This window comes from Streptomyces cellostaticus, from assembly GCF_023630175.1.
Lineage (GTDB): Bacteria > Actinomycetota > Actinomycetes > Streptomycetales > Streptomycetaceae > Streptomyces > Streptomyces cellostaticus_A.
On the sequence record NZ_JALLIN010000017.1, the window covers coordinates 93,995 to 107,076 of the forward strand.

A 13,082-nucleotide genomic window follows, 5' to 3' on the forward strand; every position below is an offset into this window, starting at 1 on the left:
GGACGGACTCACGCGGTCCGGTGCACCGCGCGCAGCGCGCTCTGGTGGCTGAGCCAGCCGACCGGCTCGCCCCGCTCCTCGTCCAGGACGGGAACCCCCGTCCCGGCGGCCGAGAGGAGCGCGTGCAGGGCCTGGGCGAGGGGCTGGTCCGTGGTGACGAGCGCGGGGGCCGCGGCAAGCTGCTCGACCGTCTTCGGGGCGGCGTCCGGCTGTTCCGCGAGGGCCTCGGCCACCGCCTGGGCGGTGACCACGCCGACGTACTTTCCGGTGTCGGCCACGACGGGCAGCGCGCCATGGCCGGAGAGGCTCAGGAGATCCGCGGCGTCCGCCAGGGCCGTGGTCGTGGGCAGGGGGGAGGGCAGCGCCTCCATGACGGTGCCGACGCGCTGGGTGCCGATGGGGGCGCCGGGGGCGGGACCTTCGAGGTCGATGCCGCGACGGCGGAGCTTGAGCGTGTAGATGGTGTCGCGGGACAGGCTTCGGCTGGTGACGGTGGCCAGCACGATGGCCAGCATGAGGGGGAGGATGATCGAGTACTCGCCCGTCAGCTCGAAGAGGATGACCACGGCGGTGATCGGGGCCCGGGCCGAGCCGGCGAAGGTGGCGCCCATGCCGATCAGGGCGTACGCGCCCACCGCTCCGGCGGTGCCGGGCAGCAGGTGGTGGACGCCGATGCCGTAGACCGAGCCGAGCATCGCGCCGATGAACAGGCTGGGCGCGAAGACGCCGCCCGAGCCGCCGATACCGATGGTGAGGCTGGTCGCGAGCATCTTGCCGACCAGCAGCAGGAGGAGGAAGCCGATGGCGTAGCCGCCCTCGGTCGCCTTCTCCAGTACCGGGTAGCCGACACCGTACATCTCGGGCAGCGCCAGCAGCACCAGGCCGAGCAGGAGGCCGCCGGCCGCGGGGCGCAGCCACTCCGGGCCGCGCCAGAGCCAGTCGCAGGCGTCCTCGATCAGGTAGAGGAACCGGGCGAAGCCCATGCCGACGACGGCGGCGACGATGCCGAGCAGGGCGAACAGGCCGTACTGCGCGAGGTGCTCGACATGGAAGGCGGGCAGGCTGAGGAAGGCCACGTCGCCGAAGGACGCGCGGCCGATGATGCTCGCCGTGACGCTGGCCAGTACCGTCGCGCCGAACGCCTCCGCGCTGAAGGTGCCCAGGATCAGTTCCATGGCGAAGAAGACACCGGCCAGGGGAGCGTTGAAGGTGGCCGCGATGCCGCCCGCCGCGCCGCACGCGACCAGGAGCTTCGTGCGTCCCTCGGTGGCCTTCGTGAACCGGCCGAGGGTGGAGCCGAGCGCGGAGCCGATCTGCACGATCGGCCCCTCGCGGCCGACCGAGCCGCCGGAGCCGATGGTCAGGGCCGAGGCGAGGGTCTTCACGACGGCGACCTTCGGACTGATCTGCCCACCGCGCTGGGCGACGGCCAGCATGACCTCGGGTACGCCGTGTCCGCGGGCTTCCTTGGCGAAACGCTGCACCAGGGGGCCGTACAGCAGTCCGCCGACGACCGGGGCGAGGAGCACGAAGTACGGGCCGAGCCAGGGCACGTGCGGATTGCTCGCGCCGGGAACGGCGGCGTAGTCGGAGTGTCCGGACAGCAGACGGGTGAAGGTCGTGATGCACCAGCGGAAGACCACCGAGCCCGCACCCGCTCCGGCCCCGACCATCACGGCCAGCGTGATCACGGCCCACGGGGCGTTCCGCAGCCCCGCGATCCTGGGTGTCGCCGCGCGGCTCACCGTCGTCGCGCTCGCTCCCTGTTTCCGATCCACCGTTGCCCGTACACCACTCATCGATTCCCCTTCCTTATTTTTGCATTATGCAAAACTCGGGAGGTGGTGCGCCAGTCGTCCACCCCTCGGGACGGGCCCCGGCCCGGGGCGACCTCCCTCCGGGACGGTCACCGCGTCCGTGGGCGGCGGCCTGCGGGGTGGGCCGCCTGCCAGTACGTCGGCTTCGGGGGAGCCGTGGTGGGGTGACGCGAGCACGCCGTGCGGAACGGCCGCCGGTCGTGCGCGGAGATCCCCGCGATGTCGGCCCGGACGGCCGGAACCCCCGTCCGTCGCGCGGTCAGCCGCCGTCGTCGGGCTCGACGGCGGCAAAGGCAGTGGAGGACCACCGGTGCCGATGAACGGACGTCGTGTGTTGGAAAGCCGCTGCCGAAGCACGCGACCGTATTGTTCTCGGGTGGACGGTATGCACCGTGATGGTCACCCCCGGGATCGCTGGTGCGCGGCCCCGGGTACCGGCCGCCCGCGTGCCCGCCGGGGACCCGCGGGCCGTCGTCCGCACGAGCCGGCCGCGGGCCGGGCGGACTCGGGTGCCCACGCCAGGGCGGCGCTCGCCGGGATGCCTGCCGGCACGTCGCCGCAACGCGAGCCGCGCGGACGGCCGTGCCTCCGGGCGCCCGGCGGCACGGGGCCGGGTGGCGGAACGAAGGAGGCGGTGGGGCGGGCCCGCCGCGCCCGCACGGCCGGCGCGGCCGCCACGAGGACCGGGTAGCGGCCGTGCCGTCGTCGCCGCCCGGCGCGGGGCCGAACCGAGCTTCGGAACAGGTGGAAGCCCTCATGGCCGACGTGATGCGCGAGACCGGCGCGTCGGCCGGACTGCTCTACCTGGTGCCGCCCGGGGACCGGCTGCTGTGGCTCGCCCTGCTGTCCGGGGTTTCCTGGCAGATCGCCGCGCCCTGGGCCCGCGCCTCGCTGGCCGCGTCGACGCCGGTCACGGACGCCATACGCGGGCGGCGTCCGATCTGGCTGGACAGCCAGGAGGAGGTGGCCCGCCGCTACCCGCAGCTCGGCCTCGTCCTGCCGTACGACTTCACGCTCGCCGCGGCTCCCTTCGTCAGCGGTACCAAGGTGTGGGGAGGCATCGCACTGCTGTGGCCCGTCGGACATCCTCCGCGCCTGACCTCGCACCGGCGTGAGGCCGTCACCGCGTGCTGCCGGCGCACGGCACAGGTGCTGGAGCAGGCCGCCGCCCAGGGCGACCCGCTGCTGCCGCCGGGCGAACCCCGCTACCTCCCGGCACCGCTCAAGGGCACCGACCCCGCCCAGGCCATGGCCGCGCTCGGCTTCACCGAACGGCTTCCCATGGGCTGCTGCGCACTGGACCTGGACGGCCGGCTCACCTTCATCAACTCCGCGGGCGCCGATCTGGTGGGCGCCGACGCCGACTCCCTCGCGGGCCGGCGGCCCTGGGAAGCACTGCCATGGCTGCACGCGTCGGTCGGTGAGGAGAGCTACCGAGCGGCGGTGCTCACCCGACGGCCCACCTCGTTCACCGCCGTGCGCGCCCCGGACAGGCCGCTGCTCTTCCAGCTCTACCCCGACGACAGCGGCATCAGCGTCCACATCACACCCGCCCCCGGGCGGCCGGACACCGCGCAGGCTCCGCCCTCCGGTGAGGCGGTCGGGTCCATGGGGCTCTACCACCTCACCCACCTGGCGGCCGCCCTCGCCGAGGCCGCGACCATCCACGACGTGACCGACGTCGTCGCCGGCCAGATCGTGCCCGCCTTCGGACCCCAGGGCCTGGTCCTCATGCTCGCCGAGGAAGGCCGGCTGCACATCATCGGCCACCGCGGCTACAGCACCGAATTCCTCGACCGCTTCGACGGGATGCCCCTGACCTCCCGCACCCCGGCCGCGCACGCACGGGTCACGGGCGAACCGGTCTTCTTCCCCAGCTACGCGGACTTCCAGCGCGCCTACCCCGACGCACCCCGCCACGAGACCAGGAACGCCTGGGCCTTCCTGCCCCTGTTCGTCTCCGGCCGCGGCATCGGATCACTCGCGCTCTCCTACGACCGGCCCCGCCCCTTCCACCCGGCCGAACGCGCTCTCCTGGCCTCCCTGGCGGGGCTGATCGCCCAGGCCCTGGACCGCGCCCGGCTCTACGACGCCCAGTACGCCCTCGCCCACACCCTGCAGATCAGCCTGCTGCCCCCCGCGCTGCCCCGCGTCCCCGGCCTGGACGTCGTCGCCCGCTACCAGTCGGCCGGCCACGGCATGGAGATCGGCGGCGACTTCTACGACCTCATCAACGGGCCGACCGCCACCACGGCCGCGATCGGCGACGTCCAGGGCCACAACACCGCCGCGGCCGCGCTGATGGGGCAGGTCCGCACCGCCGTCCACGCCCACGCCACCGCCGGCACCTCCCCCGGCGACCTCCTCGCCCGCACCAACCACCTGCTCACCGACCTCGACGCCGGCCTGTTCACCAGTTGCCTGATCGCCCAGCTCGACCTCACCCACCAGCGAGTACGTCTCGCCACCGCCGGACATCCCCCACCCCTGCTGCGCCACCCCGACGGCCACGCGGAGGTCCTGAGCCTGCCGCCCGGACTCCTGCTGGGCATCGACCCCGACGCCGCCTACCCCACCACCGGGGTCGCCCTCCCGCCCGGCGCCGTACTCGTCCTGTACACGGACGGCCTCGTCGAAGTCCCCGGCCTCGACATCGACGACACCACCGACGCCCTCGCCAGGTACCTCGCACAGAGCCCGGTCCAGGACCTCGACCGCCTCGCCGACCGCCTCATCCGCCACGCCGAGCGCTCCGCCCGGCACCACGACGACATCGCCCTGCTGCTCATCCGGCCCAGCCGGTGACACCGGACGCCGCGCCGGTCGGTCCGGGGGCCCGAGCCGACCGTGCTCCGGCCACCCCGTCCGGGCGCGCGGAGCCCGGACCCGGTCACGACCCGCGTCGCACGGCCGATCCGTAGGGCACCGCACGGGAGGCTCTCCGGCCGGCGTGGATCATCCGCTGGGGCGGAACCGCGGGCCGTAGGTCTTCTCGGTGCCGGTGACGGGCATCTCCATCAGGTCCACGGCGGTATCCTCCAGCCCGCGCATGCGGCGTACGGCCGTCCTGAGGCCACGGGAGTCCCCTTCGTGCCACGCCGTGTCGAGTGCTTCCAGGACCCCGGTGTACGAGCTGTCGAAGTCGTCCAGGAGCCGGCGGGCGCCGGCGGGCGGCCGGTCCCAGCCGCCCGCCGGGACCACGGACATGGGCCGCGCGTCGGGGAAGGGGACCGCTGTCCCGGTGAACCGCCACTCGCCGCCGGTCTCCCGCAGTTGCCGGCCGTGGTAGATCTCGGCGAAGGCGTAGTAGTGCGCCATGTGGCCCTCGCCCGAGCCGTCGGCCGGGGAGCGGGAGGTGCCTTCCCCCTGGTCCTTGATGATCTCGATCGAGCGCTCGATGTCCTCCAGGGTCCTGGCCGGTCTCAGGGTGTCCTCACCGATGTGCTCGTGCAGTTGCCGGTCGACGGACAGGTCGGGTGCCACCACCCGGAAGGCCTTGAGCAGTTCGTCGTAGAAGCGGCCGATGCTGAGGGCGTCGCGCGTGGGGTCGGTCAAGGGCGCCGCGGGCGCCTCGATGGCCATCATCACGTCCCGCACGAGTGCCTTGGTCAAGCCCGACAGGTACACGTTGACCCCCGGGTGCACGCCGCCGGGCAACGGACCCGGGTAGACCGGTGCCGACTCCTTGATCCGCGGCCGGCCTCCCAACCCCACCAGGAGATTGCAGACGATGCCGAGGTGGTACATCTCGTCGGAGATGACGCGCCGGATCAGCCGCGCGGCGTCGCACTTGCGGTTCCTGATGGACCACCAGCCGCACAGATAGGGCGGGATGGTGGAGAACTCGATCTCCACGGCCACGTGAAGGGCCGATCGGAGCCAGTCGACGCCGCGGTGCTCCTCCGGGGTGGCGACCAGGCGGGCCACGGTCCCGTGCCGCGGTGGGGCGTGCCGTTCGGGCCCCGAGCCCCTGGAGTCGTGGGTGCAGGCGGCCACCGAGGCCGATGTGCCCGCCGCCCACGCGGCCGACGCCAGGACGCTGCGACGCCGGACACGAACACCGGCCGGCTCCTCGGGAAGTCCACTCGCCACCGCCACCTCCGCACCCGCCGGTGATCCCGGCGCCGCCGTCGAACCAGGTGCGCGAAGCTAGCAGCCCGTCCAGGTCCCCGCGTGGCGCCCGCGGCCCGGGTCGCGCCTCACCACGCCGACGGCCCAGGCCCGGGAACCGAGCGGCCGTCGGCCCCGACTACCTGACGATGGAGGTGCCCCGGTGAGGCAGGTCCTCGTGGTGCGCCCCGGGGGAGCGGGGCGCGACCGGCGGACCACGCGGCGCGGCTCCGCCGTGGGTCTGTCCCTGGTCGCCGGTGGGAGCGAGCCCGCGGGGGCGGGTCCAGGTTCGACGCACAGGGCGACACGGCCCGCCGGTACGTGACCGGCGCCGACGCCGACGCGGCGGGCGACTGCCCCGCCGTCTCGCCGAGCGGCGTCGACCCGACGGTGCCCGGGTCCTCGGAGGCGTGGCGTTCGGGTGATCTCGGCCCGTTCACCCCGGAGTTCCGACGCGGCGGCCCGGTCAGGGCCCCGGCCGCAGTGGCGCGGGCCGGTACGGTGTCGCTGCGGTGGTCGCTCCCAGTGGTCCCCGAGTTCCCGTGTGCCTGCTGTGAGTTGTGACACTTCCTTGTCGGTGAGTCGGAGGGAGGGGGTTCCCACGTACCCCCTGACGACGATCGGTCCCCGGGTGCGAGGATGAGCGGGCTATGACTGTCCCGGGGTGGTGCCGCACAGCGCGGGCGGGCGTGTTCGCCGCCGCCTGCGTGCTGCTCGCCGCTCTCGGCCACGCGACCATGTCGGCAACCCCCGTCCCCTGGTGGGCCATGGCCGCGGGAGTGGTCGGGACCTGCGTGGCAGGCTGGCTGCTGGCCGGGCGGGAGCGCGGCCGCACCGTGATCGTCGTGGTCGTGACCGCGGCCCAGGCGGTGCTCCACGAGACCTTCTCGCTGGCCCAGTCGTCGGCGCTCGGCCCCACCACCCTGCCCCGCATGCGCCCCGCCATGGGCAGTGGAGCCATGGACACGGGGTCGATGGGCTCGACGGACATGGGGGCCATGGGCCACATGGGCATGGGCTCCATGGGCCGGATGGACATGGGCTCGGGCGGTCACACGGTGCACGGCACGGCCGGCCTCGCCCCCGTGCACGGCATGCGCGACATGGCCGACATGAGCGGCGCGGCCTCGGTCGGCATGTTCGCCGCGCACCTGCTGGCCGCCGTCCTGTGCGGGCTGTGGCTCGCCCACGGCGAGCGGGCCGTCTTCCGCGTTCTCCGGGCGACGGCGGCCTGGCTGGCGGCGCCCCTGCGGCTGCTGGGAGCCCTGCCCACGCCGTTCCGCCGCCCTGGTGTGCACAGGCGCCGCGCCGTCGACGCTCCGGCTCCGGTGCGCCTGCTTCTGCGCGGTTGCCTCACCTTCCGGGGGCCGCCCGCGGGTGCCGCTGTCCGCTGAGGCAGCCGGATCCACCGGAGCCCCCTGTCCGCTCGTCCTGCCGCGTTCCCGGGCGCGGGTGTGTCCCCACTCCTGCACCCGGTACACCCCCCGCGCCGCCACGGGCGGACCGTTCCCGACGGGCTCCGCGCATCGCCCTGCCGCCGCGCACGGGCGCACCCATGCGCCGGTGAGCCGTGCCCTGTGCCGGGCCGGCCCCGGAAGACCCGAGAAGGACATCACGAGATGATCCCTGTCATGCCCGTTTCCCGGGCGGATCGTGCCTCCGTGGACGCTGCGGCGACCGCGTGGGCGCTGGCCGCCCGCGGCGGAGACCCCGACGCGGCCGAGCACTTCGTGCGCGCCCTGCACGGTGACGTGCTGCGCTACGTGGCCCGCCTCAGTGGTGATCCCCGGACCGCCCACGACCTGACCCAGGACACCTTCGCGCGGGCGTTCGGCAGCCTGCACCGCTACGAAGGCCGGGCCTCGGCCCGCACCTGGCTGCTGTCGATCGCGCGCCGCGCGGTCGCCGACAGCCTGCGCCGCGCCGCGGTCCGCCCCCGGATCGCGGACGCCGTCGACTGGCAGGCGGCGGTGGAGGGCGCCCAGCCCCGCGGCCTGCCGGGCTTCGACGACGGCGTCGCCCTGCTCGACCTCCTGCGAAGCCTGCCCGAGGAACGCCGGGAGGCGTTCCTGTGGACCCAGGTGGTCGGGGTGTCGTACGAGGAGGCGGCCGCATTCGCCGGCTGTCCCGTCGGCACCGTCCGTTCCCGGGTGTCCCGGGCCCGCGTGACCCTGGAACGGCTGCTGCGGGACGCGGAGACGGCGAGCGCCCTCGACGCCTGACGCCTCCGGGCGCCGTCGATGCCGTCTCCGTCCCCGGCGGCACGGTCCTCGACCGGGCCGTGCCGCCGGGACCCGGCGCGAGGGGCGAGTCCCTTGCCGCTGCGTGGAACTGACGTAATGTCACGGGAACTCATGGTCCTCCCGCCCCGACTACTACTGCGACACCGGCCCGGCGGCCCGCGCCGACGGCAGCGGTCAGGAGGAGCCCGCATGACACCCGAGAGGTCCTTCGCGGTGATCAGGGACGAGCGCGGCGCGGACTCCGTCCCACGCGTGGAACGCATGCCCGAGCGCAGGCTCCTCCCGGCGGACGGCCCGCGTGACCGCCTTCGCCGATCCGGCGTCGGCGGTGCGCCGGCCGGGCACCGGCGGGATCCCGCTCCCGGGGTTCTACCGGTGCACGCCCCCGAGGCGGCCCGGCCCGGCTCGTCCGCCCCGCTCGGCGCCGCACTCGCGCCCACCCCGGACGGCCGTTTTCGCGCTCGTCGAGAGCCGCCGGCTCGCACTCGCCGGGGCGGCTCCAACCCCCCGCTGCCGACCGGCAGCGTGCTCCTCGGACCCGGCCGGCCGCCGACGGCCCCCGCGCGAGCACCGCACGCCACGCCGACGGCGCCGTGCGGATCACGTACGCGGCCGGGCCGCTCGCGGCGGACGCCCGCGCGGCTGAATGAATGGCCCCTCCCGTCCGTAAGAGGCGATGAGTCCATCGACAGGAGGAGTTGACCGGTGTCCCGGAGTCGGCGCGGCGCGGCGCGTCCGATGCCCCGCGTGGCGTCGGCCGGAGAACGCGTCGGTCTCCCGCGCGCGCTGTCGGCGGCGGTCTTCGCGGCCGTCTGCGTGGTGGTGACCGCACTGGGGCACGCCTTGATGTCCGGCGACCTGCTGCCCTGGTGGGCGCTGGGGGTGGCGTTCACGGGGACCGTCTCGGCCGGACGGTGGCTGACCGTCAGGGAACGCGGCCCCGGGACCGTGGTCGGTGCCACGACCGTCGCGCAGGGGCTGCTGCACTCGCTGTTCGACCTGGCTCACGCGATGGCTCACGGGCCGGGACGCGTGCCGGTGGCCGGATCGGCGTCCGGCACGGACCACGCGATGACGTTCTCCCCTTCCGGAATGGTCATGCACATGGACCACTCCGGTCCGGGCGCGGCCCCGGCCCACCGCGGTACGGCAGGCGCCTCCCACAGCCTGTCCACGCTCCCCGCGGCCGACCACGGCGCCGCCGCGATGTTCCTGGCGCACCTTCTCGCCGCCGTCGTGTGCGGGGTGTGGCTCTGGCGCGGCGAGGCGGCGATGTACCGGCTGGGACGGGTGCTCGCGGTCGTGCTCCTCGCGCCGCTGGGGCGCGTGGGCCGGCTGCTCGGGCACGCCGCCCTCGATCGCCCGGCTCGCGCGGGCCGTCCGGCACCGGACACCGTCCCCGCCTCGCCCACGGCTCTCGCCGCGCTCAGACACGCCGTCGTCCGCAGGGGGCCGCCACGGGAAGGTCCGGCAGTCCCTCGCGTGTCCCGCGGCCCGTCGTCCGCCCTGCGTTCCTGATCCTCCGGGTCCGCCCGGGCCGACCGGACCGGTGCACGCGCGCTGCCGCCACCCGCCCCGTGTGTTCCTGTCCACCCAGGCCCGGCACGCGCGCGTCCGCCCGGCGGCGGCGCGTGCCCCCATGCTTCGATCGGGATTCCCATGCAGCACGTCACGTTCGTCCCCCCATCCGCGACCGACTCCCCGCCGGCGCGCCGGCCCCTGCGCCGAGCCTCCCGGCCGGCCCTAGGCGCCGTCCTCGCCGCCACCCTGACCGCCCTGCTCACCGGCTGCTCGGGGGACTCGGACACCCACGCCTCCGCCCACGGCGGAGCATCCGCCTCGTCCACCGCCCACGGCATGCAGGGCATGTCCGACAAGGCGATGGGCGACCCTTCGGCCACCCCCGCCTACAAGATGCCCGGGGCGGCCGTGACGAAGGGCACCTTCACCCTGCTGGACACCCGTCCGCCGGGCATGGACGACGTCAAGGGCACCGCCTGGCTGGCGCAGGGCTCCAAGGGCTCCACGGTCACCGTCTCCCTGACCGGTCTCGAACCGGGGCACGTCTACATGGCCCACCTGCACGCCCAGCACTGCTCGGACGGCAACGGCGGGGCGCACTTCCGGTTCGACAAGGGCGGCCCGGCCAAGCCCCCGAACGAGATCCACCTCATGTTCACCGCCGACAAGTCCGGTATGGGCATGACCACGGTGACCAACTCCCGCAAGACCGGCAAGGACGCGGTCGCCCTCGTCGTCCACCCCAACGAGGCACAGGACAACCGGATAGCATGCGCCGACTTCGACTTCTGACGACGACGGCCGGACCCGCCGCCTGTGCGGGCGCGCTGCTGCTCCTGGGCGGCGCACCCGCACACGCGCACACCGCGCTGGAGAAGGCCGCACCCGCCCCCGGTGCCACCGTCGGCGCCGGAACCGAGGTGGTGGCGCTGACCTTCGGCGGCCTGGCGCCCGGCATCGCGCCGAGGATCAGGGTGATGGGACCGGACGGCGAGGAGATCCCGGTCGGGCAGCCGGTCGTCACCGACAGGACCACGGCCTGTGCCGCCGTGTCGCCGCTGCCCGCGGGCGTCATCACCCTCACCTACACGGTCACCGCGGGAGACGGTGACGCCCAGACCAACGCCTACCAGTTCGAGGCCGCCGACGGCACCGAGCCCGCCGGAACCCCGGCGGCCTGCGCGCAGCTGAGCCTGCCCGCCCCGCAGGCGGCAGGCCCGGACTCCGCCGGGGGCCTGGGCGCCACCGCGGCGACCGCCGCCGTCGCGGGAACGGCCGCCGTGGCGGTGGGCGGCGGATTCCTCGCCGTCCGCACGCTGCGGCGCCGCAGAGCACGGGAGGGGGGCGCCGCGGGGTGACCTGGTACCCGGACTCCCGTACCGCCGTGCACGGGAGTCCGGTCCGGGGCCGCCAGGTCGCGGCGATCGCCGGTGCCGTGGCCAGGACTCCGCCACCGGCCCACGGCGGCGGTCGCGGAGTCCTGGCCGCCACGGCCGGCGGCCAAGGGGCGACCTGTGCCGGCACGTGGGAACGGCCCGCACCCGCCGACGGCCGGTACGTCACTCCCGGCTCACCGGCCCGGCCGCCGAAGGAGATTCGAGCGCTCACCCGGGAACCGGGGCGCCCCGCCGTCCGACTGCCTCAGGACAGCGGCCGACTCGGGCCGCTGCAGTGACGTCACGGCGGTCCGGCCGCCGCGCGTCGACCGTCCGGCACGCGTGCCCCGCACCGCCGCCCCCAGCACGAGGTATACCCATGACATCCACGGACTCCGAGAAGTCCGGCCCGCCCGCACCAGCCGGTGACGGAGCCGAGGCCGCGGCCACCGCGACGGTCACGGGACCGGCCGCACCGGTTCCCGCCCGGCGACCGGGGGGCCCGGGCGCCCTGGTGGCACGGCTGCACTTCTACGCCGGGATCCTGGTGGCGCCGTTCCTGCTGGTCGCGGCGGTCACCGGCCTGCTGTACACCTTCACGCCCCAACTGGACTCGCTCGTCTACGGCCAGGAGCTCCACGTCGCCCGCGAGGGCGACAGCGCCCGGCCGGTGTCCGAACAGGTGGCCGCCGCACGGGCGGAGCACCCGAAGGGCACCCTGACGGCCGTACGCCCGGGAAGCGGCGACGGCACCACACAGGTGGACTTCGCGCTGCCCGAGCTCGGGGAGAAGACCCACACCGTCTACGTCGACCCGTACACGGGCAAGGTCAGGGGACAGCTCACCACCTGGTACGCCGAGACCCCGCTCACCACGTGGCTGGACGGCCTGCACCGCGATCTGAACCTCGGGACCGCCGGCCGGTACTACTCGGAGATCGCCGCGAGCTGGCTGTGGGTGCTCGTCCTCGGCGGTCTGGTCCTGTGGTGGCGACGCCGGCACGGCAAACGGACCGCTCGCCGTCTGCTGCTGCCGGACCGGGCGGCGAAGAAGGGGGTGCGGCGTACGCGCGGCTGGCACGCCGCGACCGGACTCTGGCTCTCCGTCGGCCTGCTGGGCCTCTCGGCCACCGGCCTGACGTGGTCGCGCTACGCCGGAGCGAACTTCGGCGAGGCGCTGGACGCGCTGCACTCCCACACGCCCGCGGTGACCACCACCCTCACGGCCGGCGCGACGGGTTCCGGTACGAAGGGCGTCGACCCGGCGGCGATGGACGACGTGCTGAAGGCGGCTCGCAACGACGGCCTCGGCGGGCCGGTGGAGGTCGCGGTGCCCCAGGACGGCGCCGGCGCCTGGACCGTGACGCAGACCCGCGACCTCTGGCCGGTCGGACGCGACAGCGTCGCCGTCGACGCGGCCACCGGCCGGGTGACCGACCGGGTCGACTTCGCCGACTGGCCGGTCATGGCCAAGCTCACCCGCTGGGGCATCAACGCCCACATGGGCACCCTCCTCGGACCGGTCAACCAGATCCTCCTCGCTCTCCTCGCGGTCGGCCTGATCTGCGTGACGGTCTGGGGGTACCGCATGTGGTGGCAGCGCCGCCCCACCCGCTCCGACCGCCGTGCCGTCCTCGGCGCCCCGCCGGCCCGCGGAGCCTGGCGCACCCTGCCGTCCTGGACCGTCGCCCTCGGCGTCGTCGTGGCCGCCGGACTCGGCTGGGCCCTCCCCCTGTTCGGCGTGCCACTGGCCGCCTTCCTCGTCGTCGACCTGGCCGTCGGAGCCCTTCGGAGCCGCCGTACGGCCGGATCCACCTCCACGGACTGACCGCCGCCCGGGCCGGGGAGCGTGCCGTGCCACGACCCGGGCGACGGCCTCGTGAGCCGTGCGGAGCGGCTCGGCGGCCTCCTCGGCGCTCGGGACGCGGGGGAGTGGACGTCGTGGACGCCGGGTCCGGGACCCGGAGGGACCGCACGGCCGGGTGCCCGGGCCCTGGTCCGGTGACGGCGGGGGC

9 protein-coding genes are annotated in these 13,082 nt (G+C 74.9%); 7 read left to right on the plus strand and 2 right to left on the minus strand.

The features are described 5' to 3' along the window. Positions 1-8 precede the first annotated feature (8 nt). Positions 9-1,688: a chloride channel protein gene (locus MXD57_RS13440; RefSeq protein ID WP_250401642.1), complete on the minus strand. Its 1,680-nt coding sequence runs from the start codon at positions 1,686-1,688 to the stop codon at positions 9-11. Between the two features lie 885 nt (positions 1,689-2,573). Here MXD57_RS13440 and MXD57_RS13445 point away from each other — a divergent pair. Continuing rightward, positions 2,574-4,622, plus strand: coding sequence for a SpoIIE family protein phosphatase (locus MXD57_RS13445; RefSeq protein WP_250401613.1), 2,049 nt, complete (start codon positions 2,574-2,576; stop codon positions 4,620-4,622). 150 nt (positions 4,623-4,772) lie between these two features. Here MXD57_RS13445 and MXD57_RS13450 read toward each other — a convergent pair whose 3' ends face one another. Then, positions 4,773-5,909, minus strand: coding sequence for a ferritin-like domain-containing protein (locus MXD57_RS13450; RefSeq protein ID WP_250401614.1), 1,137 nt, complete (start codon positions 5,907-5,909; stop codon positions 4,773-4,775). A 668-nt stretch (positions 5,910-6,577) separates the two neighbouring features. On the opposite strand from MXD57_RS13450, the gene MXD57_RS13455 reads away from it, so the two are divergent. From MXD57_RS13455 to MXD57_RS13480, 6 genes are all read left to right on the plus strand, one after another. Then, positions 6,578-7,321: a hypothetical protein gene (locus MXD57_RS13455; RefSeq protein ID WP_250401615.1), complete on the plus strand. Its 744-nt coding sequence runs from the start codon at positions 6,578-6,580 to the stop codon at positions 7,319-7,321. A 225-nt stretch (positions 7,322-7,546) separates the two neighbouring features. Beyond that, entirely contained in the window at positions 7,547-8,149 is a 603-nt protein-coding gene (locus MXD57_RS13460; protein ID WP_250401616.1) for a sigma-70 family RNA polymerase sigma factor, read from the plus strand. A 759-nt stretch (positions 8,150-8,908) separates the two neighbouring features. Further along, positions 8,909-9,688, plus strand: a complete 780-nt coding sequence (locus MXD57_RS13465) for a hypothetical protein (RefSeq protein WP_250401643.1) — start codon at positions 8,909-8,911, stop codon at positions 9,686-9,688. A 141-nt stretch (positions 9,689-9,829) separates the two neighbouring features. Beyond that, entirely contained in the window at positions 9,830-10,483 is a 654-nt protein-coding gene (locus MXD57_RS13470) for a superoxide dismutase family protein (protein WP_250401617.1), read from the plus strand. After that, the gene (locus MXD57_RS13475; protein ID WP_250401618.1) at positions 10,462-11,049 is read left to right on the plus strand and encodes a copper resistance CopC family protein; all 588 of its coding nucleotides are present in this window, start codon (positions 10,462-10,464) and stop codon (positions 11,047-11,049) included. The genes MXD57_RS13470 and MXD57_RS13475 overlap by 22 nt, the downstream gene beginning before the upstream one ends. Before the next feature lie 397 nt (positions 11,050-11,446). Next, positions 11,447-12,895, plus strand: coding sequence for a PepSY-associated TM helix domain-containing protein (locus MXD57_RS13480; RefSeq protein ID WP_250401619.1), 1,449 nt, complete (start codon positions 11,447-11,449; stop codon positions 12,893-12,895). Positions 12,896-13,082: the final 187 nt, after the last annotated feature.